This window comes from Nonomuraea sp. KM90 (assembly GCF_052246675.1).
Classification (GTDB): domain Bacteria; phylum Actinomycetota; class Actinomycetes; order Streptosporangiales; family Streptosporangiaceae; genus Nonomuraea.
The window spans coordinates 1-24,099 of sequence record NZ_JBQQCB010000026.1; the positions used below are offsets into that span (position 1 = coordinate 1).

The following is a 24,099-nucleotide window of genomic DNA, read 5'->3' on the forward strand; positions in this document are numbered from 1 at the left end:
TCCAGCTCGCGCTGGATGGTCCGGCGCAGCGGCCGGGCGCCCATGACGGGGTCGTAACCCCGGTCGGCCAGCAGCTGCTTGGCCTCGGGCGAGACCTCGAGCCCCATGTCGCGGTCCTTCAGCCTGGCGTCGACCTGGGCGAGCATCAGATCCACGATCTTGATGATCTCGGCCGGCGTGAGCTGGTGGAAGACCACGATGTCGTCGACACGGTTGAGGAACTCGGGCCGGAAGTGCTGCTTGAGCTCCTCCTGCACCTTCGCCTTCATCCGCTCGTAGTTGGACTCGGTGTCGTTGGACTTGGCGAACCCGACCCCGATGCCCTTGGAGATGTCGCGGGTGCCGAGGTTGGTGGTCATGATGATGACCGTGTTCTTGAAGTCCACCACCCGGCCCTGGGCGTCGGTCAGGCGACCGTCCTCCAGGATCTGCAGCAGCGAGTTGAAGATGTCGGGGTGGGCCTTCTCGATCTCGTCGAACAGCACCACCGAGAACGGCTTGCGCCGCACCTTCTCGGTGAGCTGGCCGCCCTCCTCGTAGCCGACGTAGCCGGGAGGCGAGCCGAACAGCCTGGAGACGGTGTGCTTCTCCATGAACTCCGACATGTCCAGGCTGATCAGAGCGTCCTCGTCACCGAAGAGGAACTCCGCCAGCGCCTTGGACAGCTCGGTCTTACCGACCCCGGAGGGACCGGCGAAGATGAACGAGCCACCGGGACGGCGCGGGTCCTTCAGACCGGCGCGGGTGCGCCGGATGGAGCGCGACAGGCCCTTGATGGCGTCGTCCTGACCGATGATCCGCTTGTGCAGCTCGTCCTCCATGCGGAGCAGGCGCTGCGACTCCTCCTCGGTCAGCTTGAAGACCGGGATGCCGGTGGCGGTCGCCAGGACCTCGGCGATGAGCTCCTGAGTGACCTCGGCCACGACGTCCATGTCGCCGGCCTTCCACTCCTTCTCCCGCCGCTCGCGCTTGAGCTGGAGCTGCTTCTCCTGGTCACGGAGGGCAGCGGCCTTCTCGAAGTCCTGCGCGTCGATCGCGGACTCCTTGTCGCGGCGGACATTGGCGATCTTCTCGTCGTATTCGCGCAGGTCCGGCGGAGCGGTCATCCTGCGGATGCGCATCCGGGAACCGGCCTCGTCGATGAGGTCGATCGCCTTGTCGGGCAGGTAGCGGTCGCTGATGTAGCGGTCGGCCAGCTGCGCGGCGGCCACCAGGGCGTCGTCGGTGATCGACACGCGGTGGTGCGCCTCGTAGCGGTCGCGCAGACCCTTGAGGATCTCGATCGTGTGGCTGAGGCTGGGCTCGGCCACCTGGATCGGCTGGAAGCGCCGCTCCAGCGCCGCGTCCTTCTCCAGGTACTTGCGGTATTCGTCGAGCGTCGTCGCGCCGATCGTCTGCAGCTCGCCGCGGGCCAGCATCGGCTTGAGGATGCTGGCGGCGTCGATCGCGCCCTCGGCGGCGCCCGCCCCCACGAGCGTGTGCAGCTCGTCGATGAACAGGATGATGTCGCCGCGCGTGCGGATCTCCTTGAGCACCTTCTTCAGGCGCTCCTCGAAGTCACCGCGGTAGCGCGAACCGGCGACCAGAGCACCGAGGTCAAGCGTGTAGAGCTGCTTGTCCTTCAGCGTCTCGGGCACCTCGCCCCTGACGATCTTCTGCGACAGGCCCTCCACGACGGCGGTCTTGCCGACGCCGGGCTCGCCGATGAGAACCGGGTTGTTCTTGGTCCTCCGGGAGAGGACCTGCATGACCCGCTCGATCTCCTTCTCACGGCCGATGACCGGATCCAGCTTGCCCTCGCGGGCGGCCTGGGTCAGGTTTCGGCCGAACTGGTCGAGCACCAGGGAGGTCGACGGGGCCGACTCCTGCGGCCCGCCCGCCGCGGCAGGCTCCTTGCCCTGGTAACCGTGCAGCAGCTGGATGACCTGCTGCCTGACACGGTTGAGATCAGCTCCAAGCTTGACCAGCACCTGGGCCGCCACACCCTCACCCTCGCGGATGAGCCCGAGCAGGATGTGCTCGGTGCCGATGTAGTTGTGACCCAGCTGCAAAGCCTCACGGAGCGACAGCTCGAGGACCTTCTTGGCCCGCGGGGTGAACGGAATGTGCCCCGACGGAGCCGACTGGCCCTGGCCGATGATCTCCTCGACCTGCTGGCGCACACCCTCAAGGCTGATGCCGAGGCTCTCCAGAGCCTTGGCGGCTACGCCCTCACCTTCATGGATCAAACCAAGAAGAATGTGCTCAGTGCCGATGTAGTTGTGGTTGAGCATCCTGGCCTCTTCTTGGGCCAAGACGACAACACGCCTCGCTCGGTCGGTGAACCTCTCGAACATCTCGTCGCTCCTCACAGAGCGGTCAGTCAGGCCGGTAAATCCGGTCCCGTCCTCCCGCATGCTAGCCCTGGCTCGGCGAACCGTGCCCACTCGCCGCTGACACGCTCTATAGCAGACACGTTCCCCGAGAGCAGGGCGTTCACCCTCCATCCAACTACTGTTCGGGGGTGACGTGTTCCCGATACGCCGCAAGCGAACGATGTTTAGGACCCTTCGCGGAAGCGGCTGTAAATTGCCGCCCGCGGCGTACGCGGATCCGCACGGGCCGGCCATCGGACGCCGGGGCGTGAAGCCGGCGCAGGGACGCCTCTACTCCCATGCATCTCAGATGCCGCGCCCGTATCTTGATACCTAATCATCCTATGTCCCACCGCAATGCTTGGCCAAGCGAGCGCGCTACGCCCTGAGCACAACACGGTACGGACCGCACATCCGTACGGCGGGACACATACGGTACACACGGTAATCGATAATCCGGCATCCGGTCAGCCCGGTTACCGGATCCATCCCGCATCATGAGACGCCATCCCCGGGCGGCGGCGGGATTCCGGCACTCTCCTCACTCTTGCAGTTGCGTGGCAATCGCACTCTGAGGGGCCGAAGATTGTGCACCGGTGCCCCGGGAAGCGACATTGTGCGAGGGATGCTCATACTTGCGGGTTATGCCCCGCTCCCGGCGGCCGTTATACCCAGCGCCCCCGCAACCCGCCGAGCGAGGCGACGCTTCCGCACAGAGCGGGGTTTGGGCGGCCGGACGCCCATGAAGATCTCGCGAAAAGCGTTACAGCGAGTGATGATCGCCACCGGGTTAACCGCGCCCGCGATTTTCGCGATGGCCCGTTCCACGGGCGCGGTTGGATGGGGGCGGCGCCCGCCCGCCGCGGCTGGCCAATGTCGCCGCCTCGTGGCAATGCACGGCGGGGAACGCCATGCCGCGCGTGCCGGGCGTTCGTTGAATGCGGCGTGGGCACACCACACGGCATTCGGCCGCGCGGAGCATGGCGCCATCACATATCTGGCACCGCCCGGTGAATCAGTGCCGGGGTGGGCAGGAACGTGTGCCCAAAACGCCCGCATATGGGGCCCAGGAGATCAACATCCGGGGAGGATCCCGGTTTCGGGAACACCCCAGAAACGATCATGCGCTTATGGCGGCCGCCGGGGTCCAAGGCGAACATCATAAGCGCATGGTCGAGAGCCGGCTCCTTAGTGAGCAGCTTCGTACTTCTCCACGACGGTGGAGGCGATGCGGCCGCGCTCGCTGACCGGCAGGCCGTGAGCCTTGGCCCACTGCCGGATCTCCGAGCTCTTCTCGCGGCTCATCGCACGGTTGCCGCCGCGGCCACGGCGACGCGTGGGTACGGCGCCCGCCCTGCGCGCATGCTGCACGAAAGGCGTGAGAGCGTCCCTCAGCTTCTTCGCGTTAAGGTCGCTGAGGTCAATCTCATAGGAGGAGCCGTCAATAGCGAAGCTGACCGTCTCATTGGCCTCGCCCCCATCGAGGTCATCGATGAGAATCTCCTGGATCTGCTTGGCCATCTACGCAATCCTTTCGCGGAGCATTGTTTCATTCGCCTGCCCAAACATATACCCGGAAAGGCGTGGAGACAATTCAGCGCTACGGGGATTCGGCTGACTAGCCGATCAGTTCTGGCTCTCGGGCTGATCCTCGCGGTTTCGACGGCCTCCCAGGGCCTCCGACCGGACCAACTTCACTACGCCAAAGATGAAGGCGCCGCCCACCACCACAGGGGGGATGAGCGCTGACAATACGTCTGTAAGGGCTTCCATTCGTCCTCGCCTCCACGGCTAGCGGGGTTTCGGGGGCGCATTATGCGCTGGGAGCGCGGCCCGGTGAGCCCGGCTCCTCATGACAGCGCAGGCGACTACCGCCCGCACCCGACCATAGCGGCACACAGATGCCCTGCGCGTCGCAGGGGCGCCAACATCCGGCAACCCGGACGCCCCATAGCCTAATGCCAGTCTCTCCAGGCTCCTTACCGGATCAAGCGAAAATTTTGCGAAAAGGCACCCACCAGGCATCTGCCCAGGTACGGATGGCTCAGCGAAGATCTTTTACCACCCGCGTACCGGCCAGCCGGTCGTGCGGGCCCCGCTCCAGCGGCTTGTCGATCAGGATGAGCAGCCCGACGCCGAAGAGCAACATTCCCGCCAGCAGATTGGCGACCGGAATGCCCATCAGCATCACGGGGGCGGGATAGACCAGGGCCCGTTTGAGCAGTGCGCGGGACGGCAGGTCACCCGGCGCCAGGCGAATCCTCATGATCGCCTTACCGAACGTCCGCCCGTACCGGGAATGCGCCCACCAGTCGTAGCCCGCATAACCCAGCCCGGCCACCAGCCACGCGAACACGCCCGGGAGCCGCCCCTCGAACACCTCCATCATCCCGACAGTTCGGAAGATGCCCCACAGCGCGATGAACAGAATGTAATAGAAGACCCCGAAGACGAGTGCTTCAATCAACCGGGCGGCGAGCCGTTCCCACCATTCCGCGGGCGGCGCGTCCGGCCGCGGGACCGTCCCGGCCATAACTTCCCACCTCGCGTCATCGTCGGCTTGGATCTCCATTCTGGTACGGGCACGTGGACAAAACACAGGGGCCGGCGGGAAGCCGGCCCCTGTTTTGTGTGTGCGGAGGACTACTTGATCTTCACCACCACGGTCTTCGCGAACTTGTCCGCGAAGGTCAGGTGCAGCGGCTTGTCCCAGAGCTGCGATGCACCATTGAGGGCGTAGATCACAGCGGCGAGCAGGGGGCCGAGCAGAGGCACCCAGTAGAGGATGTAGCCGCCCACCGTCACGAGCGCCCGCTTGAGCGACACGTCGGTCGGCAGGCCCTCCGGCTGCACGTGCCCGCCGATCTGGACGACCTTGATGCCCATCACCATCTTGCCGACCGTCTGGCCCTTCATCTTGACCAGGAGGAAGTCGTAGGCGACGTAGATCAGGGTCGCGACGATCGAGACCACGAGGTAGTACAAAAGCCCGAAGGTGAGGCCGCTGGTGATCCCGGTGATGGAGCTGTAGGAGGGATAGAGCGGGGTGAGGACCAACTGCACCAGGAACAGCACGATGCCGAAGATGACACCGTCGATGATCCTGGCCACCAGCCGCTGCCACCACTCCGCCAGCGGCGCCGGCGCCCCGGGCGGCTGGACGCCGACCGGCTGGCCGTAGGGCTGGCCGTAACCGGGCTGCTGCCCGTAACCGCCCTGGCCGTAAGCCTGGGGCTGCTGCCCGTAGGCCTGGCCGTACTGCTGCTGGTCGCCGTACTGCTGCTGGCCGTAGCCGGGCTGGGCGTAGCCGGGTTGGGACTGCTGCTGCTGCCCGTAACCCTGCTGCTGACCGTAGTCAGGCTGGGACTGGGGCTGCTGGCCGTAGCCCTGCTGCTGACCGTAACCCTGCTGACCGTAGTCGGGCTGGGACGGCTGCTGCTGTCCATAGCCCTGCTGGCCGTAACCCTGCTGCTGACCGTACTGCGGCTGCTGGCCCGACTGCGGCTGCTGGCCGTAGCCCTGCTGCTGGCCGTAGTCAGGCTGGGACGGTTGCTGGCCGTAGCCCTGCTGGCCATAGTCGGGCTGGGACGGCTGGGACGGCTGTTGCTGCTGGCCGTAACCCTGCTGGCCGTAGTCGGGCTGGGACGGCTGCTGCTGCCCGTAACCCTGCTGGCCGTAACCCTGCTGCTGACCGTACTGCGGCTGCTGGCCCGACTGCGGCTGCTGACCGTAGCCCTGCTGCTGGCCGTAGCCCTGCTGACCGTAGTCGGGCTGGGCCGGCTGTTGCTGCTGACCGTAGCCCTGCTGCTGCTCATAGCCCTGCTGGCCGTAGCCGGGCTGGGACGGCTGTTGCTGTCCGTAGCCCTGCTGGCCATATTGCGGCTGCTGCTGGCCGTAGCCCTGCTGCTGGCCGTACTGAGGTTGCTGGCCGTAGCCCTGCTGCTGGCCATAGCCTTGCTGGCCGTACTGGGGCTGCTGCCCGTAGGCATCGTCCGCCCGGTAGCCGACCACAGTGACGTCGGGATCGGGCTCGCCGGGGTGGCGGCCCGTGTTCTGCTGCCCGTAGGGGGTGGCAGGCGCAGAATTTTCGCCGGATTCGTCCTGTGGATACGGCGGCTGTCCGGTGCTCACCGTGTCACCTCGCTTCGAGTGCGCATGTGGCACGTGTCAGGACACATGCCTGTGCTGCCCAACGTATCGACATAGGTATCAACAATCACCTTTCCATCTGGTCAAGGTCCGCGTCACCCGATGTCAGATGGAGCAGCATGCGGGTGTTGCCCAGGGTGTTCGGTTTGACGTGTTCCAGGTCGAGGAACTCCGCCACACCCTCGTCGTACGAGGCCAGCAGTTCGGCGTACACCTCAGGGGAGACCGGTGTGCCCTGAATCGGGCGAAAGCCATGCCTCGCGAAGAAGTCGACCTCAAAAGTCAGGCAGAATACACGCCGCAGACCCAGATCCTTCGCCTGCTGTATGAGAGCTGAGACGATCCGATGGCCGACGCCCATCCCCCGGCACTCGGGGTCCACGGCAACGGTGCGGACCTCGGCGAGGTCCTCCCAGAGCACGTGGAGTGCGCCGCAGCCGACGACCTGTCCGCCCAGCTCGGCCACCCAGAACTCCTGTACGTCCTCGTACAGGGTCACCGTGGCCTTCTCCAGGAGCCGCGGTCCCGCGCCCGCGTAGGTGTCCACCAGGCGCCTGACCGTCCGCACGTCGGGCGTGCGGGCACGCCGGACCACCACCGCGGTCTCGGGCACTGTCAGTTCGGCCACCTGCTCCATGGCTCTCCAGAGTACAGATGTCATTACGGCTCAGCCCTAACTCCCATCTCTGGGCTCATCCTGTTACATCCCGTTGCCATGCGGGCACGCACCCCGCGGATCTCTGCATTCGGCCCCATCGACGGCAAACAGGACATAAAGTCGGTTCTGCACGAGCGTGCACGAGATCACCTTGTGACCCTTCGGTTGTGAAACCTCTACAGACTCGGCAGTTCTGGTTGAGCACGAACCCGGAGTGCATTAGTGTCCTGCGACGATGTTCCCCGCGTATCGCGACGAGGGGGACACGCCCAATCCCCGCGAGGGGAGCCGGGGACCCGCCGGTGGCGTCACCCGACGCCACCACTGGGGTGAATCCGAATCATTCGGTAGGGCTGCTCCGGCCCGAACCCGTCAGCTAACCCGGTAGGCGTCTATGAGAGGAGCTGGTTGGTGGAGCTCACGCTCAACCGTGGGGGGAAGGCGGCGGGCAAGCACGCCCGCCCTCCGGAACGGGCCCGGCGACCGCGCCGCTTCGGTGTGGTAAGTGTCACAATCGCCGCGCTGCTGATAGCCATCCCCGTCGGTTCGGCGTCCGCGGACCCCAAACCGTCGCTCCAGGACCTGGCCAAGCAGGTCGAGAAGATGCACACGGAGATCGAGACGCTGTCCGAGGAGTACAACGGCCAGCGGGAGAAGCTCAAGACCGCCAAGAAGGCCTCCGAGGCCGCGCAGAAGACGCTGGCGACCAGTGAGGCCGATCTCGAGGCCAAGCGCGCCAAGGCCGCCCTGCTAGCCGAGAACGCCTACATCACCGGCGGCCTGGGCAAGGCGCTGGCGTTCGCCACCTCCGAGGATCCCGACACCTTCCTCGACCGCGCCGCCACCACGTACGTGCTCGAACAGCAGCAGGGCGAGGAGGTCAACCAGGTCGCCAGGGCCAGGGAGGCCGCCGAGCGCGCCAGAGCCGGCGCCAAGACGCGCATCGAGGAGGTCCAGGAGCTCGTCTCCGAGCTCGACACCAAGCGCGACAAGATCACCAAGCTGGTCACCAAGGTCGAGAGCAACCTGTTCCAGCGGGCGCTGGGCGAGGCCGGCCGGCCCGGCACGCGGGCGGTGCGCGTGAACCTGCCGATCATCGGCGGCGGCAAGGCGGCGCAGGCCGCCCGGTGGGCGCTCACGCAGCAGCTCAAGCCGTACGTCTGGGGCGCAGAAGGCCCGAACTCCTACGACTGCTCGGGCCTGGTCATGGCGGCCTACCAGCAGGTGGGCATCTCCCTGCCGCACTACACGGGCAGCCAGTGGACCGCCGGCAGGCACATCTCCCGCGAGGAGCTGCGGCCGGGTGACCTGGTCTTCTTCTACAACGACCTGCACCACGTGGGCATCTACCTCGGCGGCGGCATGATGGTGCACGCGCCGCAGACCGGTGACGTCGTCCGCATCGCCTCGATCGCCCGGCGGCCGTTCGCCGGCGCCGTCCGCATCGCCGACTGAGCCCCGGGCACCGCCCGCCGCTAGATCAACTGGCGGCGGGCAGCCCAGGCCACCGCCTCGATCGCCGTGGCCACGCCGATGCGGTCGCAGATGCCCCGCAACCTCCGGCGTACCGTCCGCCCGCTGATATCCAGTCGTCTCCCCACCCGGTCGACCGTGACCCCCTTGGCCAGCTCCGCCAGCAACGCAAGGTCCGCATGGCTCAGCTCAACACCTTCAGTGAGCACATCCATCGGGAGCCCTCCCCCCCAACAGCAGAACTTGGACCGATCGACCCGGCCAAAGTTGCTCCTCGCAGACGGTAAACGCATCCTGGAAAGGTCGTCAAGCATGACAATCTCCACCCTTGACGAGCACTATTGACATGATCCGAAATATGTGACGTACTCGCGATATGTCGGCACCGATCGTCGCCCGATGAGTGATCTCGTCGAGTCTTCTCCAGCTCCGGATCCGGCGTCGATGAGCGCGGCGGACGTCCTGGGTTTCGACCCGTTCGACAAAGGGTTCCTGCGCGATCCGTACGCCCGTTATCGCGAGATGAGCGCGCGCGGGCCTCTCTTCCGCACGCGCGGCGGGCTGCTCGTCGCCACCACCCACGAGCTCTGTACGGTGCTGCTGCGCGACCCGCGTTTCGGCCGCGGCTCCGCCGAGGCGAACCGGAACAACCCAGGTCAGCCCGTCGAATCGTTCCTGTGGCTGGACCCGCCCGACCACACCAGGCTGCGTGCCCTGGTGAGCAGGGCCTTCACCCCGCGCATGCTGGAACGGCTCCGCCCGCGGATCGAGGCGATCACCGCCGAGCTGGTCGCCGGGTTGCCCGAGGAGGCCGATCTCGTGTCCGGCCTGGCGTACCCGCTGCCGGTCATGGTCATCAGCGAGATGCTCGGGGTGCCTCCGGAGGACGAGGAGCGCTTCCGCGGCTGGAGCGAGATCCTGGCTCGCGGCCTTGACCCGATGCTTACAGACGACCTCGTATCGGAAACCGGGCGCGCCAGAAGGGAGTTTCGCGACTACTTCCGCGAGCTCTCCGCGATCCGGCGCGAGCGCCCCGGGGACGACCTCCTGAGCGCCCTGACGCAAGTACGGGAGCTGACCGAGGGCGAGCTGCTGGCCACCTGCGTGCTGCTGCTCGTGGCCGGGCACGAGACCACCGTCAACCTCATCGGCAACGGGGTGCTGCACCTGGCCCGGCACGGCCTGCTGGCGCACGCCGCGGAGCGGCCCAAGCAGGTGGTCGAGGAGGTGCTCAGGTACGACCCGCCGGTCCAGCTCACCTCCAGGCTCACGATGGAGGACGTGGAGCTGGCCGGCGTGCCGGTGCCCAAGGGCACCCTCGTGATGGCGGTGATAGGCGCGGCCAATCGCGACCCGGCGGCCTTTCCCGATCCCGACCGCTTCGACGTCACCCGGGAGCCCGGGCGGCACCTCGCGTTCGGGCTCGGCATCCACTTCTGCCTCGGCGCCACGCTGGCCAGGATGGAGGGCGAGATCGCGCTGTCCGCCCTGGCCGCGGCGGCGCCCAAGCTGGAGCTGGCCGACCCGGCGCCGCCGTACAAGGAGAACGTGGTGCTACGCGGCCTGGCCGCGCTGCCGGTGCGCCTGCCCCGGCCCTAGTGGGTGGGCTTGACCAGCGGGAACAGGATGGTCTCGCGGATGTTGCGGCCGGTGAAGGCCATGATCATCCGGTCGATGCCCGCCCCCATGCCACCCGTCGGCGGCATCGCGTATTCGAGCGACTGCAGGAAGTCCTCGTCGAGCTGCATCGCCTCCAGGTCGCCCCCGGCGGCCAGGAGGGACTGCTCGACCAGGCGGCGGCGCTGCTCGATCGGGTCGTTGAGCTCGGAGTAGCCGGTGCCCAGCTCGGTGCCGAAGCCGATGAGGTCCCACTTCTCCGTCAGCAGCGGGTCGTCGCGGTGGGTGCGGGCCAGCGGCGAGGTCTCCAGCGGGTAGTCCATGACGAACGTGGGCTGGACGAGCGTGTGCTCGACGAGCGCCTCGAACAGCTCCTGCACGAGCTTGCCCGAGCCCCACTTCGGGTCCCAGTGGATCTCGCGATGGTCGGCCAGCTTGCGGAGCTCCTCCAGAGTGGTGGAGGTGGTGATGTGCTCGCCCACGGCCTGCGAGACCGCGTCGTAGAGGGTGACGCGGGGCCACTCGGCGATGCCGAGGTCGATCTCGGTGCCCTCGTGCACGACCACAGAGGTGCCCAGGGCGGCCATGACGGCCTTCTGGTACATCCGCTGGGTCAGGTCCGCGATGCCGTTGTAGTCGAGGTAGGTGCCGTAGGCCTCGACCATGGTGAACTCGGGGTTGTGCGTGGAGTCCGCGCCCTCGTTACGGAAGTTGCGGTTGATCTCGAAGACCTTCTCGATGCCGCCGACCACGAGCCGCTTGAGGTAGAGCTCGATCGCGATGCGGAGGTAGAGCTCCATGTCGTAGGCGTTGATGTGGGTCTTGAACGGCCGGGCCGTGGCGCCGCCGTGGATCGGCTGCAGCATCGGCGTCTCGACCTCGAGGTAGCCCTCCTCGTGCCAGAAGTCGCGCACCGCGCGCACCGTGGCGCTGCGGACCCGCGCCATCTTCCTGGCGTCGTCGTTGACGATGAGGTCGACGTAACGCTGGCGCACTCGCGCCTCGGGGTCGGTGAGGCCGACGTGCTTCTCCGGCAGCGGGCGCAGGCACTTGGCGGTGATCTCCCAGCTCTCGGCCAGAATCGACAGCTCGCCCCGGCGGGAGGTGATGACCTCGCCGCGCACGCCCACGTGGTCGCCCAGGTCGACGTCGCGCTTCCAGCGGGCCAGGGACTCCTCGCCCACCTTGTCGAGCGAGATCATGACCTGCAGGTCGGCGCCGCCGTCGCGGAGCGTGGCGAAGCAGAGCTTGCCGCCCACGCGGTTGAGCATGACGCGCCCCGCGACCGCGACCGTGTCGCCGGTGGCGGTGTCGGGCTCCAGGCCCTGGTATTTCTCCCTGACCTCGGCGTTGGTCGCCGTGCGTGGGAAATTCACCGGGTAAGGATCGACGCCCTCGCTGCGAAGGCGGTCGAGCTTCTCCCTCCGGATGCGCATCTGCTCGGGAAGTTCGTCGCTCACAACATCAAAGGGTAGGGGATATGGCGAACTGCAAGGGCTCGTCGGTTCTCTGCAGGACCGCTGCAAGAGCCCTCGCCTATCAATATCTCACGAGCTCAGGGGGGAGCCGGCAGGGAGCCGGCCCAGGGGAGCTCAAGGAGAGAAGATGTTGAAGAAGATCGCGACCGGTTTCCTCGCTGTCGCCGCGACCACCGCCGTGGCCCTGTCGCTTCCGTCGGCCGCCAGCGCCACCACGTCGGACCACGACGACTACTCCGAGTACTGGGGCCCGGTCTACTCCAAGTACCACCTGGCCAAGGCCGAGGGCCGGGTCAGCGTCGACTGGGACCACCAGGGCGACTCCAACGAGGTCTCGGTCAGAGGCCGCCTGTACGACCTGGACAACCGCTCCTACGGCCAGGGTGGCAAGTGCGCCTTCGTGAAGTTCGAGGCCAGCGACTTCGACCACGACTGGTCCCCGGTCTACTACAAGAAGTACTGCGGCTACCCGGGCTACAAGAAGTTCTCCTTCCAGGAGCACGACGTCTACAGCCTGCGCGCCAAGGTGTGCCAGATCGGCCCGCACAGCAACTACCCCAGCAAGTGCGGCCCCTGGGAGTACCTCTACACCGCCGAGAGCGAGTGACGTCTGAAGACACGAGCGGCCCCCTGCCCGAGCGGGGGCCGCTCGTTCGCCTTGTCAGGTGGTGTTGCGGTGGTAGACCAGGCGCAGCCCGATGAGCGTGAGCCACGGCTCGTGCACGTCGATCGACCGCGACTCGCCCACGACCAGCGCCGCGTGCCCGCCGGTGGCCACCACGGTCACCTCGTCGGGGTCGTCGGCCAGCTCGGCCGCCATGCGCTCCACGATGCCGTCCACCTGGCCGGCGAAGCCGTAGATGATGCCGGCCTGCAGCGCCTCGACCGTGTTCTTGGCGATCACCGAGCGCGGCCGGACGAGCTCCACCTTGTGCAGCTGGGCCCCGGCGGCGGCCAGCGCGTCCACGGAGATCTCGATCCCGGGGGCGGTGACCGCGCCGACGTATTCGCCCTTGGCCGAGACCGCGTCGAACGAGGTCGCGGTGCCGAAGTCCACGATGACGCAGGGGCCGCCGTACTGGTCGATGGCGGCCAGCGCGTTCACGATGCGGTCGCTGCCGACCTCTTTGGGGTTGTCCATGCGTACGGGCACCCCGGTGCGGATGCCCGGCTCCACGATCACCGCGGTCACGTCGCCGTAGTAGCGGCGGCACATCTCGCGCATCTCGTTGAGCACGCTCGGCACGGTGGAGCAAATGGCGATGCCGTCGACGTCGGCCCCCTTGAGCAGCGGTGACTGGGTCAGCAACCCCTGCAGGACGACCGCGATCTCGTCGGCGGTGCGGCGGGCGTCCGTGGCCAGCCGCCAATGCTCGATGACGTCCTCGCCCTCGAACAGCCCCAGCACCGTGTGCGTGTTGCCGACGTCGATCGTGAGCAGCATCAATTACCCCCGCAAATCCAACGCGATGTCCAGGGCCGGCGCAGAGTGAGTCAGCGCGCCTACCGCAAGGTAGTCAACGCCAGTTTCCGCTACATCACGGGCCGATTCCAAGGTCAATCCCCCGCTCGCCTCAAGCGCAACCCTGTTTTTCGCCCGATTTTTCACGACATGTACCGCATGTGCGGTGTCCTCAACCGTGAAGTTGTCCAGCAAGATCAGCTCCGCGCCTTCCTCGAGAACGGGGCCGAGCTGGTCCAGCCGGTCGATCTCCACCTCGATCGGCAGGTCGGGGTAGCGCTCCCTGACCGCCCTGAACGCCTCGGCCACGCCACCGGCGGCCACCACGTGGTTGTCCTTGATCAGGGCCGCGTCCGACAGCGACATCCGGTGGTTGACGCCGCCGCCGCAGCGCACCGCGTACTTCTCCAGCGAGCGCAGCCCCGGCAGCGTCTTGCGGCTGTCGCGCACGCGCGCGCCCGTGCCGTCGATCGCCTCGACCCACCTGCCAGTCAGCGTGGCCACCCCGGACAGGTGCGTGAGCAGGTTGAGCGCGGTGCGCTCGGCCGTCAGCAGCGCGCGCACCGGGCCCTCGACCGTCATCAGCACGTCGCCGGCCCTGACCCGCTCGCCGTCCTTGGCCCGGCGCTCGGCGCGGGCCGCGCCCAGCCGCACGAACACCGCCTCGGCCACCGCCAGGCCGGCCACCACGCCGTCCTTGCGAGCCACCACGTCGGCCACCGAGCGCTGCTCGGCGGGGATGGTGGCCAGGCTCGTCACGTCGCCCGCCTCCTGCAGGTCCTCGGCCATCGCGCGGTCGATCAGCGCGTCCACCTCGGCCGGGTCCAGCCCGGCGGCGGTGAGCTCCTGCGCCAGGCGCGGCGGCATCGCGTCACCGTGGGGCGTGTACGTCATGAAGGGGCCCTCCTCTGCCAGGGTCACGTCCAGGTGGCCCAGCCATTCGTGATCGTCGCGCTCGTCGTGGTCCTCGCGCCAGTGTGAACCGCGCGTCTCCAGCCTGGCGGCCGCCGCGCCGGTGAGCACGGTGGCGACGGTGAGCAGGTTCGTGGTCTCCCAGGACTCGGTGCAGGCCGGCACCTCGACGGGGGTCCAGCGGGCGTCGCGCAGCGCCCGCGCGGTGGCGATCAGCGACTCGCGGCTGCGCAGCACGCTCGCCCCGGTGCTCATGTGGGCCTGGATCCTGGCCCTGACCCTCGGGTCCACCAGCCCCTCGGCGGCCTCGTTCGCGACCGGCTCGCCCGGCGCCGGGCGTACCTCGTGGATGTCCTCGGCGATGCGCTCGGCGAAGACGAGCCCTTCGAGCAGGGAGTTGGAGGCCAGCCGGTTCGCGCCGTGCACGCCCGTGCAGGCGACCTCGCCGCAGGCGTACAGGCCGTCGATGGAGGTACGGCCGCGCAGGTCCGTACGGACGCCGCCGCTGGCGTAGTGGGCGGCCGGCGAGACCGGGATCGGCTCGGTGGCCGGGTCGATGCCGTGCTCGCGGCAGACCACGTAGATCGTCGGGAAGCGGGACTCCCACTTGTCGCGGCCGAAGTGGCGGCCGTCCAGGTACACGTGGTCGCGCCCGGTCAGGCGCATCGTCCGCATGATGGCCTTGGCGACGACGTCGCGCGGCGCCAGGTCGGCCAGCTCGTGCGCGCCCTCCATGAACCGGTTGCCCTCGTGGTCGATCAGGAAGGCGCCCTCACCCCTGACCGCCTCGGAGATCAGCGGCTGCTGGCCGGTCGAGCCCTCGCCGAGCCAGAGCACGGTCGGGTGGAACTGGACGAACTCGATGTCGCGCACCACCGCCCCGGCCCGCAGGGCGAGCGCCACGCCGTCGCCGGTGGAGACCACGGGGTTGGTGGTGGCCGCGTAGACCTGACCCATGCCGCCGGTGGCCAGCACCACCGCCCTGGCGCGCACCGCGCCCACCCCGTCGCGGGCGCCCTCGCCCATGACGTGCAGGGTCACGCCCCTGGCCCGGCCCCGGGCGTCCTTGAGCAGATCGAGCACCAGCGCGTGCTCGATCACCTCGATGGAGGCCGCGCGGACCGCCTCGATGAGGGCCCGCTGCACCTCCGCGCCCGTGGCGTCGCCGCCCGCGTGCACGATCCGGCGCCGGTGGTGCCCACCCTCCCTGGTGAGCTGGAGCTCGCCGTCGGGCGTACGGTCGAAGCGGGCGCCGCGCGCCATGAGCCGCCGCAGCGCGCCCGGCCCCTCCGTCACCAACGTGCGCACCGCCCGTACGTCGCACAGCCCCACCCCGGCGACCAGCGTGTCGTTCAGGTGCTCCTCGGGGGTGTCGCGCGGGTCGAGCACGGCGGCGATGCCGCCCTGGGCCCAGCGGGTGGAGCCCGACGACAGCACGTCCTTGGTGACGACCAGGACCTTGGCCGCCGGTTCCAGCTCGGCGTAGCGCAGGGCCACGGTCAGGCCCGCGATGCCCGAGCCCACGACGACCACGTCCGCCTCTACGGTCCAGCCGGGTGCGGGAGCGGTCAGACGCAGGGGAATCGCCGGTGCACTCATTGGGGGTCTCCTCACTGAGGCGATTTCGTCACTATGACGATAACGCCTGGCGTGGCGTGAGCATGCCCCGGGGGGCTCAGAGACCCTCGGTCTTCTTGATGAAGGCCTCGTACTCGGCGAACGGCTCCAGCCCCATGGCCCTGCGGCGCTCGTCGAGCAGGCCGGGGTCCTCGATCTGCATGGGTTCCAGGCCGTCGCCGCCGTCGTGGAACTGGGTGCCGTAGAGCTGGGGCCGGCCGGAGCGCACGCGTACGCGGTCCTCCAGGTACGCGAAGTCGTGCGCCGAGGCCTCGTCCGACTCCACGGCGTCGGCCATCACGTAGTGGAACAGGCGCTGCACCTCGGGCGAGGTGGCGTGCTGTGCCAGGAGCCAGGCCGCCCGCGCCGCCCGCTCCCCCACCTGGGAGATCAGCGGCCAGCCGCGGTTGGCGACCACGGAATAGAGCCAGGCGGTGTTGCCCTCGTCGAGCCTCTGGAGGCGCGCGAGCCGCTTGTCCCCGGGAAAGCCCTTGGCCGGGTCGCGCATCGCCTGGTCCATCTCCATGCGCCGGAGCAGCTCGGCCCGTAACTCCTCGTCCGTCATGCTCCCGACGGTAATCCGCCTCAGGCGGGATTCAAGGTGAGGGTGACGTTGTCGATCAGCCGGGTGCTGCCCACGCGGGCGGCCACCGCCAGCACGGCCATGCCCTGGTAGGAATCGCTCACTTCGACGAACGTGGCCGGGTCGACCAGCGCCAGGTAGTCCACGTCGAGCTCGGGGCCGGCCTCGTCGAGCACCGCCCGCGCCGACGCTCGGATCTCGCCCGGCGTCAGCTGGGCCGCGCCCGCCCGCAGGGCCCGCGAGAGCGCCAGCGCCATCCGCCGGTCGTCCTCCGACAGGTAGCGGTTGCGGCTGGACAGGGCCAGGCCGTCCGGCTCGCGTACGGTCGGCGCGCCCAGGATCTCGATGGGCAGGTCGAGGTCGGCGACCATGCGGCGGATGAGGGCGAGCTGCTGGGCGTCCTTCTGGCCGAAGACCGCCAGGTCGGGCTGGACCAGGTTGAACAGCTTGAGCACGACCGTGAGCATGCCGTCGAAGTGGCCCGGCCTGAAGGCGCCCTCGACGATCCGGCCCATCTCGCCGGAGGAGACGCTGATCTGCCGGTCGGGGGCGTACATGTCCTCGACGGCCGGGTGGAACACGACGTCCACGCCCTCGCCCCGGCACACATCCAGGTCGGCATCAAATGTACGGGGATAGCGTGAAAAATCCTCGTTAGGAGAAAATTGCAGAGGATTGACGAAAATGCTGACCACAACCTGATCGGCGCGCACCCGAGCCTGCCTGATCAGCGACCTGTGGCCCTCATGGAGCGCGCCCATGGTGGGGACCAGCGCCACCGGCCCATTGCGGCGCGCCTTGACCAGGTCTTCCCGGCTCCTGGCGACGATCAGCTCCATAACTGCCCTCCGAACGCGACGGTCAGGTCCATATATTGCCCCCCAGCGCGTCGAGCAGCCGCTCCGCCTCCTCCGGTTTGAGCAACCCCGCAGCCAGCGCCCGGTCCGCCGTGAGCCGGGCCAGCGCGATGTAGGCGTCGGCCGCCTCGGGAGCCGCCAGGATCAGCGCGTCGACGTGCTTGCGCACCGTGCCGGCGTCGCCGCGCACGACGGGGCCGGTCAGCCCGGCGATGCCCAGCCGCAGCACGTTGTCGAGCGCGGCACCGAGCAGCGGGCCCAGCATCCGCCCCGGGTGCTCGACGCCGATGCCCCGCAACAGGTCGGACGACTCCGCGATGAGCGTGACCATGTGGTTGGCCGCCCCGGCCAGGGCCGCGTGGTAGAGCGGGCGGTCGGCGTCGGCGATCCACACCGGCTCGCCGCCCATCTCGATCACCAGGGCCTCGGCGACCGGGCGCAGCATCTCCGGGGCGGTGACGCCGTAGGAGATGCCGGTGAGCTTGTTGAGGTCGTCGTCGCGGCCCGTGAACGTCATCACGGGATGCAGCGCGAGCGGCAGCGCCCCGGCCCGGGCCGCCGGGTCGAGCACCGACAGGCCGTACGCCCCGCTGGTGTGCACCAGCATCTTGCCCTGGAGGTCGGCCCCGGTGGCGGCCAGCCCGTTGACGAGGTCGGGCAGCGCGTCGTCGGGCACGGTGAGCAGGACGAGCTGGGCCGCCGCCACCACCTCGTCGGGACGGCACGGCGTCACGCCGAGCCGGTCCGCCGCCCACCGCTGCGAGTTGTCCGACACTCCGCTGGCGGCCACCACCCGGTGTCCCGCCTGCGCCAACGCGGCGCCGAGGGCCGAACCGACCTTGCCTGCCCCGAGCACGCCGACGGTCAGCCGTGCCGGGCGATCACCTGCGTCCATGACGTCTCACCCCTGTCGACCGTGATGGCACTGCCGACCAGCGTAACGGCCTCTCAGGAGTGAGAGCGTGACCGGTGCTTTGCCGCGCGTTGAGTTAACGACAAAAGCGACAAGGGCATACAAAACGTGCACCCCCTGTCGGAAGAGATGAGGAGAGGGGTTCATCGCATGGCAGCGGGCGCCGAGGCCCCGGATCGGGACCTGACGCCCGCACGATGCGACCTCTTGGAGGTGCGCCGGCTGGTCACCCGCCGAATGACCAGCGGGGAGACGAGCCCGGGGCGGCCTGCGCCGACCCGGGCTCTTTCCCTGCTCAGTGGTGACTGGGCGCGTACGCGTTCGCGCCACCCTTGCAGCCCGCGACCGCGAGGCCGATGACAGCCACCGCGTTGCCGCAGACGTTGATCGGCGCGACGATCGGGATGTGCACTTGGTTGCCGGAGATCACGCCGCCGGTGCCGTTGGTGATGTCGGCGTGCGCCGGAACGGCCAGCGACATCATGGCAACGGCTCCGGTGACGACCATGACCTTCTTCAGCACGAGGGCTCCTCTCAGTTTCGCGGCCTGCGCCGCAGGTGCTTGCTCGAGAGTGAAGTGCTCCGCCACTTGGGGGTTGGCGCAACGCGATCACTCGATGACAATGGGTAAACGTTATCGCAAGTTGGCGACGTTGAGTAGTCATTCGATGACGATGCGTATCATCGGCCAGTCATGAGATAGTCCAGACATGTGGCTCACCTGGCGCGTCGCAACGGAGCGCGCGCTGTACGGCGAGGAGGGCTTCTACCTCCGCGAACGCCCGTCAGGCCACTTCCGCACCTCGGTCAGCGCCTCGGCGGCCTTCGCCGGGGCGGTGGTGGCGCTGCTGGCGGAAGTGGACGCCGAACTGGGCGAACCCGACGTGCTCGACCTGGTGGACATCGGCGCGGGGGAGGGCGTGCTGGTCACCCAGGTGCTCGACGCCGCCGAGCCACGGCTGCGCGACCGGCTGCGCGTCACGGCCGTGGACCTGTCCCCCCGGCCGGAGGGGCTGCCCGAGCGGGTCGAGTGGTCCAGCAGCCTGCCCTCCGACATCACCGGGCTGGCCATCGCCAACGAGTGGCTGGACAACGTGCCGCTCGACGTGGTGGAGCAGACTCCCGACGGGCCGCGGCTCGTCATGGTCGACGTGCACACGGGCGAGGAGCGGCTCGGCGGGCCGCTGCGACCGGCCGACCGCGCCTGGCTCGAGCGGTGGTGGCCGCTGACCCGCGTGGGGGCGCGCGCGGAGATCGGCCGCCCCCGCGACGAGGCGTGGGCCTCGGTCCTCGTCCGCCTCACCAGCGGCCGGGCGATCGCCATCGATTATGCACACCCTGTGGACAACCGGCCGCTGCACGGAACGCTGACCGGATACCGCGACGGGGCGGTCGTCGCCCCCGTACCCGACGGGACCTGCGACATCACGGCTCACGTCGCGCTCGACGCGTGCGCGGAGGCCGGGCGGCGGGCCGGCGCGATATCCACAACCTTGTCCACACAGCGCGCGGCGCTGCGGGACCTGGGGCTCACCGGCACGCGTCCGCCGCTCGACCTGGCCCGCACCGATCCGCGCGGCTACCTCCGGGCCCTGGCGAGGGCCTCGGAGGAGGGCGAGCTGATCGACGCGTCGGGGCTCGGCGGCTTCGGCTGGCTCAGCCAGCGCCGCTGAGCTCCGCCTCGGCCGGCGCCGCTGAGCTCCGCCTCGGCCGGCGCCGCTGAGCTCCGCCTCGGCCGGCGCCGCTGAGCTCCGTCTCAGGCGGTGGCGCTGAGCTCCAGGGATTCGAGTCCGCGGATGATGTAACCGGGCTTCCAGGCCGGCTCCTGCCGCAGCTCCAGCTTGGGGGCCCGGTCCAGCAGCGCGCCGAACGACTCCACCAGCTCGATGCGGGCCAGCGGCGCGCCCAGGCAGAAGTGGATCCCGGCGCCGAAGGAGATGTGCGGGTTGTCGGCGCGGCCCACGTCGAGCCGGTCCGGGTCCTCGAACACCGCCGGGTCCCGGTTAGCCGAGCCGAACAGCAGCGCCACCTCCGAGCCGCGCGGGATCCGTACGCCGTGGACCTCGATGTCCTCCAGCACCCAGCGCTCGAACATCTGCAGCGGCGTGTCCCAGCGCATCAGCTCCTCGACGGCCGTGGGCAGCAGCGAGCGGTCCTCGCGCAGCCGGGCCAGCTCGCCGGGGTTCCTGAACAGCGACCACCAGCCGTTGCCCGTCACGTTCACGGTGGCCTCGTGGCCGGCGTTGAGCAGCAGGACGCAGGTGCCGACCAGCTCGTCGTCGGTCAGCTCGTCGATCTGGGCGAGGGCGCTGATGAGGTCGTCGCCGGGGTCGGCCCGGCGCTCGGCGGCCAGGGACTTGAGGTAGCCGGCGAACTCCGACGCCGCGCGTACCGCGGTGTGCTGGGCCTCGGGGGCGGGGTTGAGCTCGTACATGCCGCAGATGTCGGCCGACCAGGGGCGCAGCAGGTGGCGGTCCTGGTCGGGGATGCCGAGCATCTCCGCGATCACGGTGACCGGGAGCGGCTCGGCGACCTCGGCGATCAGGTCGCCGCCGCCCTTGTCCACGTACGCGTCCACCAGGCCCCCGGCGATGGCCCGGACCCGGGGGCGCAGCGACTCGACCATGCGCGGCGTGAACGCCCTGGAGACCAGCCGGCGCAGCCTGGTGTGCACCGGCGGCTCCACGTCGAGCATGCCCGCCCTGATCACCCGCCAGAACGGCTCCTGGAACTCCGGCTCCGGCTCCCTGCCGAACTCCTCGTGGGTGGCCACGTGCAGGTAGGAACGGCCCAGCCGGCGGTCTCTGAGCAGCGTGTTCACGTCGGCGTGCCGCGCGATGAGCCACTGGCCCGTCGGCTCGAAGTAGCTGACGGGCGCCTCGCGTCTCAGCTGGTCATAGACCCGGTACGGGTAAGCGACAAAATCCGGATTCCAAGGATCAAAGCCCACTATTGCATCTTAGGAGCGGGGTCCTCCTGCTTCGCATGCCTGCCGCGCATCCGGATGTTGAGCAGCTCCACGATGACCGAGAACGCCATCGCGAAGTAGATGTAGCCCTTGGGGATGTGCTGGTCGAGACCCTCGGCGACGAGCACCACGCCGATCAGCACCAGGAACGCCAGCGCCAGCATCTTGATGCTCGGGTGCGCGTCCACGAACCGGCTGATGGGCCCGGAGGCGAACAACATCACCAGCACCGCCACCACGACGGCCGCGATCATCACGCCGAGCTCGTCCACCATGCCGACGGCGGTGATGACGGAGTCCAGCGAGAACACGATGTCCAGGATCATGATCTGCACGATCACCGAGGTGAAGGAGATGGCGGCGGCCTGCTTGCCGTCCTTGCCGGGGCCGGGCTCCATGCTGTGGTGGATCTCGGTGACGCTCTTGCCCAGCAGGAACAGGCCGCCGAGCAGCAGGATCAGATCGCGTCCCGATATCTCCTGGCCGAGGACCGTGAACAGCGGCTCGGTGAGCTGGACCACCCATGACAGGCCGAGCAGCAGGAGCAGGCGGCTGATCAGGGCCGCGGCCAGACCGAGCACGCGGGCCCGGTCCCGTTGTTCCGGTGGGAGTTTCCCGGCCAGGATGGAGATGAAGATGATGTTGTCGATCCCCAGCACGATCTCCAGGGCGACCAGGGTGAAGAAGCCGATCCAGATCTGTGGGTCGGCCACCCATTCCAGCATCTGCGTACCTCCATGACTCATGGCTGACGGGGGTTTCCGGTAGCAACGAGTCAGGGGCCGGATTAGTTCGCGGCTTGCGATTCCTACCCTGGTGTCGGTTATAGTGCCGAACGTAGGTCATGAGTGCCAGCGACAAGCCCCGGCTAGCTGGCCGGCAACCCTCGCGTCCGCGGCGGGGTGCCCCGGGTGAAGACCTGGTCCGTCACGAGGTGTGGCGGGCAAGCGCGGGCTCCGTGGCTGCTCCCAGGGGTCCGACGACCCTGAGGAGGTTCGCCGTGTCCACTCTGACGATCTTCAGCTCCACCCCTGCCGCCGGGACGACGGCTCCCCCGGCCGCCACCGGCCGGACCATCCCCGCCGTGCTCGGCGCCGACCTCGAGGTGCCGGTCAAGGGCGGCCGGCTGGTGGGGTACGCCAACCTGGACTACGCCGCCAGCGCCCCCTGTCTGGAGCCGGTCAGCGCCGCCGTCGCCGCCGCGCTCCCGGCCTACTCCAGCGTCCACCGCGGCGCCGGCTACGCCTCGCAGCTCACCACCGCCAGGTACGAGCAGGCCCGCCACACGGTCAGGGCGTTCGTCGGCGCCCGCCCGGACGACGCCGTGATCTTCACCCGCAACACCACCGACGCCACGAACCTGCTGGCCGGCTGCCTGCCTGCCGGGACCACCACCGTGGTCTTCGACACCGAGCACCACGCCTCCCTGCTGCCCTGGCAGCGGTCCGTCCGGCTGGCGCCGCCCGCCTTCCCCGGCGAGGCCGTGCGCGCCGCCGACGAGGCGCTGGCCGGGATCGACGGGCCGAAGCTGCTCGTGGTCACCGCCGCCTCGAACGTCACCGGCGAGCTGTGGCCGATCGCCGCCCTGGCCCACATCGCGCACCGCCACGGGGCCCGCATCCTGGTGGACGCGGCGCAGCTGGTGCCGCACCGGCGGCTCAACCTCACCGCGCTCGACCTGGACTACGTGGCCTTCTCGGGGCACAAGCTGTACGCGCCCTTCGGTGCCGGCGTGCTGGTCGGGCGGCGGGACTGGCTGGCCGACGGGGAGCCGTACCTCAAGGGCGGGGGTGCGGTTCGCTCGGTCGGGGAGAGCGCCGAGTGGCACGACGACCCGGAGCCGCGCCACGAGGCGGGCACCCCGAACGTGCTGGGCGCCATCGCCCTGGCCGCCGCCTGCGACGCGCTGACCGCCACCGGCTGGACGGCCCTGGTGCGCGAGGAGGAGCGGCTGATCGCCCGGCTGCGCTCGGGGCTGGCCTCGATCGACGGCGTGCGGGAGCTGTCGCTGTGGGGGGACGATCACCCGCGGGTCGGCATCGTGTCGTTCACCGCGGACGGCTACTCGGCCCGTGAGGTGGCCGAGGTGCTGTCCAGCGAGTACGGCATCGGGGTGCGCGACGGCAAGTTCTGCGCGCATCCCTTTGTCCGGCACCTGCTGGGTACGGCCGACGGCGGGTGCGAGGACGACACGGCCTCCGCGGTGCGGGCCTCGATCGGCATCGGCAGCACGCAGGAGCACGTGGACCGGCTGATCGAGGCGGTGCGCGACCTGGTCACCCGCTGACGCTCAGCGGTTCGGCGGCTTGCGGTGCTGCGGCGGCTCGTCCGAGACCAGGGCGTCGATGTCCCTCATGTCCTCGTCGTTGAGCCTGCCGGAGGTGGGTGCGGCCGGCTGCCTGGGCACGTCCGGCTGCTCCCGGGTCGTCTCCGCGGGCGTCGTGGGCCCGCCGACGTGGCCGGTGGGCGTCGTGCCCGTGGTCCTGCCCGGGGTGTAGGCGGCGAGGTCGTCCTCGGCCGCGCGCCGCTCCGAGCGCCGGCGGAACATCGCGTTGAAGATGCCGTCCAGCCCGATCCGGCCGCCGCCCAGCGCCAGGAACAGCAGGCACAGCGCGCCCAGCGCCCCCGGCAGCTCCCAGCCGCCGCCCTCGGTCAGGATGCCCCTGCCCCCGTGCACGAACGCGATCGCGCCGAGCATGTTGAGCAGCAACAGCAGCGCCACCGGGCGCACCAGCAGGCCGAGGATCAGCAGGATGCCGCCCACGGTCTCGACGAACATCGCGTACCCGGCGGCCAGCTCGGGCATCGGGATCTGCATGTCCCTGAAGCCCTGCGTGGTGGCGCCGTGGCCGCTTGCCCACTTCTGCCACCCGTGGGCCACGAAGATCACGCCGGTGGCGATTCGCGCGATCAGTGCCGCCACATCAAAAAGAACTCTCTTCATGGTGATTTCTCCCCCCGTTCCCGATATTCCTCCCCATGTCCGGCTTCGGGATGCATTTCCATACCATGTCTTGACCAACCCCCCTGCTGGATCACCAGCGGCGACGGTGGCAGC

Annotated in this window: 21 protein-coding genes and 2 riboswitches; of the genes, 5 read left to right on the top strand and 16 right to left on the bottom strand. The window is 69.0% G+C overall.

Annotated features, from left to right (window positions below; genetic code table 11):
- From ACTWPW_RS25550 to ACTWPW_RS25570, 5 genes are all read right to left on the bottom strand, one after another.
- Window positions 1-2,336: ATP-dependent Clp protease ATP-binding subunit (locus tag ACTWPW_RS25550; protein ID WP_443170121.1), on the bottom strand; the 2,336-nt coding region annotated here is incomplete at its 3' end.
- 1,206 nt (window positions 2,337-3,542) lie between these two features.
- Window positions 3,543-3,875 carry a histone-like nucleoid-structuring protein Lsr2 gene (locus tag ACTWPW_RS25555; protein ID WP_375110687.1) on the bottom strand — a complete coding sequence of 111 codons (333 nt, stop codon included), beginning with the start codon at window positions 3,873-3,875 and terminating at the stop codon, window positions 3,543-3,545.
- A gap of 523 nt (window positions 3,876-4,398) precedes the next feature.
- Entirely contained in the window at window positions 4,399-4,887 is a 489-nt protein-coding gene (locus ACTWPW_RS25560; protein WP_375110686.1) for an RDD family protein, read from the bottom strand.
- 110 nt (window positions 4,888-4,997) lie between these two features.
- Window positions 4,998-6,485: an RDD family protein gene (locus tag ACTWPW_RS25565; protein WP_443170122.1), complete on the bottom strand. Its 1,488-nt coding sequence runs from the start codon at window positions 6,483-6,485 to the stop codon at window positions 4,998-5,000.
- An 85-nt stretch (window positions 6,486-6,570) separates the two neighbouring features.
- Window positions 6,571-7,140, bottom strand: a complete 570-nt coding sequence (locus ACTWPW_RS25570; RefSeq protein ID WP_364115714.1) for an amino-acid N-acetyltransferase — start codon at window positions 7,138-7,140, stop codon at window positions 6,571-6,573.
- A gap of 277 nt (window positions 7,141-7,417) precedes the next feature.
- A riboswitch (cyclic di-AMP (ydaO/yuaA leader) is annotated at window positions 7,418-7,567 on the top strand.
- Between the two features lie 5 nt (window positions 7,568-7,572).
- Between ACTWPW_RS25570 and ACTWPW_RS25575 the strand changes: the two genes are divergently transcribed.
- Window positions 7,573-8,616 carry a C40 family peptidase gene (locus tag ACTWPW_RS25575; protein ID WP_375110684.1) on the top strand — a complete coding sequence of 348 codons (1,044 nt, stop codon included), beginning with the start codon at window positions 7,573-7,575 and terminating at the stop codon, window positions 8,614-8,616.
- Window positions 8,617-8,636: 20 nt separating this feature from the next.
- Here the strand turns inward: ACTWPW_RS25575 and ACTWPW_RS25580 are convergent, their stop codons facing one another.
- A complete protein-coding gene (locus ACTWPW_RS25580) occupies window positions 8,637-8,849 on the bottom strand; it encodes a LuxR C-terminal-related transcriptional regulator (RefSeq protein ID WP_043615366.1) in 213 nt (70 codons plus the stop codon).
- 184 nt (window positions 8,850-9,033) lie between these two features.
- Here ACTWPW_RS25580 and ACTWPW_RS25585 point away from each other — a divergent pair, with 184 nt between their 5' ends.
- Window positions 9,034-10,233, top strand: a complete 1,200-nt coding sequence (locus ACTWPW_RS25585; RefSeq protein WP_443170123.1) for a cytochrome P450 — start codon at window positions 9,034-9,036, stop codon at window positions 10,231-10,233.
- On the opposite strand, the gene lysX is transcribed toward ACTWPW_RS25585, so the two are convergent.
- Entirely contained in the window at window positions 10,230-11,711 is a 1,482-nt protein-coding gene (gene lysX / locus ACTWPW_RS25590) for a bifunctional lysylphosphatidylglycerol synthetase/lysine--tRNA ligase LysX (protein ID WP_443170124.1), read from the bottom strand. The two genes, ACTWPW_RS25585 and lysX, sit on opposite strands and share 4 nt — an antisense overlap.
- 145 nt (window positions 11,712-11,856) lie before the next feature.
- Here lysX and ACTWPW_RS25595 point away from each other — a divergent pair, with 145 nt between their 5' ends.
- Window positions 11,857-12,336 (top strand): hypothetical protein, encoded by a 480-nt coding sequence (locus ACTWPW_RS25595; protein WP_364115726.1) that lies wholly within the window; start codon window positions 11,857-11,859, stop codon window positions 12,334-12,336.
- A gap of 54 nt (window positions 12,337-12,390) precedes the next feature.
- On the opposite strand, the gene ACTWPW_RS25600 is transcribed toward ACTWPW_RS25595, so the two are convergent.
- From ACTWPW_RS25600 to ACTWPW_RS25625, 6 genes are all read right to left on the bottom strand, one after another.
- A complete protein-coding gene (locus ACTWPW_RS25600) occupies window positions 12,391-13,173 on the bottom strand; it encodes a type III pantothenate kinase (RefSeq protein WP_364115729.1) in 783 nt (260 codons plus the stop codon).
- Between the two features lie 3 nt (window positions 13,174-13,176).
- Window positions 13,177-15,702, bottom strand: coding sequence for an L-aspartate oxidase (locus ACTWPW_RS25605; protein ID WP_443170125.1), 2,526 nt, complete (start codon window positions 15,700-15,702; stop codon window positions 13,177-13,179).
- Window positions 15,703-15,778: 76 nt separating this feature from the next.
- Window positions 15,779-16,285, bottom strand: coding sequence for a DUF6624 domain-containing protein (locus ACTWPW_RS25610; RefSeq protein WP_443170126.1), 507 nt, complete (start codon window positions 16,283-16,285; stop codon window positions 15,779-15,781).
- Window positions 16,286-16,305: 20 nt separating this feature from the next.
- Window positions 16,306-17,142: a pantoate--beta-alanine ligase gene (panC, locus tag ACTWPW_RS25615; protein WP_375110680.1), complete on the bottom strand. Its 837-nt coding sequence runs from the start codon at window positions 17,140-17,142 to the stop codon at window positions 16,306-16,308.
- A gap of 22 nt (window positions 17,143-17,164) precedes the next feature.
- Complete coding sequence (locus ACTWPW_RS25620; protein WP_375110679.1) at window positions 17,165-18,055, bottom strand: Rossmann-like and DUF2520 domain-containing protein; 891 nt, start codon at window positions 18,053-18,055, stop codon at window positions 17,165-17,167.
- Window positions 18,056-18,368: 313 nt separating this feature from the next.
- Entirely contained in the window at window positions 18,369-18,596 is a 228-nt protein-coding gene (locus ACTWPW_RS25625) for a chaplin family protein (protein WP_375110678.1), read from the bottom strand.
- A 187-nt stretch (window positions 18,597-18,783) separates the two neighbouring features.
- On the opposite strand from ACTWPW_RS25625, the gene ACTWPW_RS25630 reads away from it, so the two are divergent.
- Window positions 18,784-19,746, top strand: coding sequence for an SAM-dependent methyltransferase (locus tag ACTWPW_RS25630; RefSeq protein ID WP_443170127.1), 963 nt, complete (start codon window positions 18,784-18,786; stop codon window positions 19,744-19,746).
- 83 nt (window positions 19,747-19,829) lie between these two features.
- Here ACTWPW_RS25630 and ACTWPW_RS25635 read toward each other — a convergent pair whose 3' ends face one another.
- A complete protein-coding gene (locus tag ACTWPW_RS25635; RefSeq protein WP_375110676.1) occupies window positions 19,830-21,023 on the bottom strand; it encodes a cytochrome P450 in 1,194 nt (397 codons plus the stop codon).
- The gene (locus tag ACTWPW_RS25640; RefSeq protein ID WP_375110675.1) at window positions 21,023-21,766 is read right to left on the bottom strand and encodes a TerC family protein; all 744 of its coding nucleotides are present in this window, start codon (window positions 21,764-21,766) and stop codon (window positions 21,023-21,025) included. The genes ACTWPW_RS25635 and ACTWPW_RS25640 overlap by 1 nt, the downstream gene beginning before the upstream one ends.
- A gap of 115 nt (window positions 21,767-21,881) precedes the next feature.
- Window positions 21,882-21,997, top strand: a riboswitch (SAM riboswitch).
- Window positions 21,998-22,041: 44 nt separating this feature from the next.
- Here ACTWPW_RS25640 and ACTWPW_RS25645 point away from each other — a divergent pair.
- Entirely contained in the window at window positions 22,042-23,328 is a 1,287-nt protein-coding gene (locus ACTWPW_RS25645) for an aminotransferase class V-fold PLP-dependent enzyme (RefSeq protein ID WP_443170128.1), read from the top strand.
- 3 nt (window positions 23,329-23,331) lie between these two features.
- Here ACTWPW_RS25645 and ACTWPW_RS25650 read toward each other — a convergent pair whose 3' ends face one another.
- On the bottom strand, window positions 23,332-23,985 hold the full coding sequence (locus tag ACTWPW_RS25650) for a DoxX family protein (protein ID WP_375110673.1): 654 nt from the start codon (window positions 23,983-23,985) through the stop codon (window positions 23,332-23,334).
- Between the last annotated feature and the right edge of the window lie 114 nt (window positions 23,986-24,099).

Coding starts and splice junctions, on each gene's coding strand:
- panC (WP_375110680.1), bottom strand. CDS start 17,142: ATGGAGCTGATCGTCGCCAGGAGCCGGGAAGACCTGGTCAAGGCGCGC.
- ACTWPW_RS25555 (WP_375110687.1), bottom strand. CDS start 3,875: ATGGCCAAGCAGATCCAGGAGATTCTCATCGATGACCTCGATGGGGGC.
- ACTWPW_RS25620 (WP_375110679.1), bottom strand. CDS start 18,055: ATGGACGCAGGTGATCGCCCGGCACGGCTGACCGTCGGCGTGCTCGGG.
- ACTWPW_RS25630 (WP_443170127.1), top strand. CDS start 18,784: ATGTGGCTCACCTGGCGCGTCGCAACGGAGCGCGCGCTGTACGGCGAG.
- ACTWPW_RS25560 (WP_375110686.1), bottom strand. CDS start 4,887: ATGGCCGGGACGGTCCCGCGGCCGGACGCGCCGCCCGCGGAATGGTGG.
- ACTWPW_RS25570 (WP_364115714.1), bottom strand. CDS start 7,140: ATGGAGCAGGTGGCCGAACTGACAGTGCCCGAGACCGCGGTGGTGGTC.
- ACTWPW_RS25610 (WP_443170126.1), bottom strand. CDS start 16,285: ATGACGGACGAGGAGTTACGGGCCGAGCTGCTCCGGCGCATGGAGATG.
- ACTWPW_RS25605 (WP_443170125.1), bottom strand. CDS start 15,702: ATGAGTGCACCGGCGATTCCCCTGCGTCTGACCGCTCCCGCACCCGGC.
- ACTWPW_RS25595 (WP_364115726.1), top strand. CDS start 11,857: ATGTTGAAGAAGATCGCGACCGGTTTCCTCGCTGTCGCCGCGACCACC.
- ACTWPW_RS25585 (WP_443170123.1), top strand. CDS start 9,034: ATGAGTGATCTCGTCGAGTCTTCTCCAGCTCCGGATCCGGCGTCGATG.
- ACTWPW_RS25600 (WP_364115729.1), bottom strand. CDS start 13,173: ATGCTGCTCACGATCGACGTCGGCAACACGCACACGGTGCTGGGGCTG.
- ACTWPW_RS25640 (WP_375110675.1), bottom strand. CDS start 21,766: ATGCTGGAATGGGTGGCCGACCCACAGATCTGGATCGGCTTCTTCACC.
- ACTWPW_RS25580 (WP_043615366.1), bottom strand. CDS start 8,849: ATGGATGTGCTCACTGAAGGTGTTGAGCTGAGCCATGCGGACCTTGCG.
- ACTWPW_RS25650 (WP_375110673.1), bottom strand. CDS start 23,985: ATGAAGAGAGTTCTTTTTGATGTGGCGGCACTGATCGCGCGAATCGCC.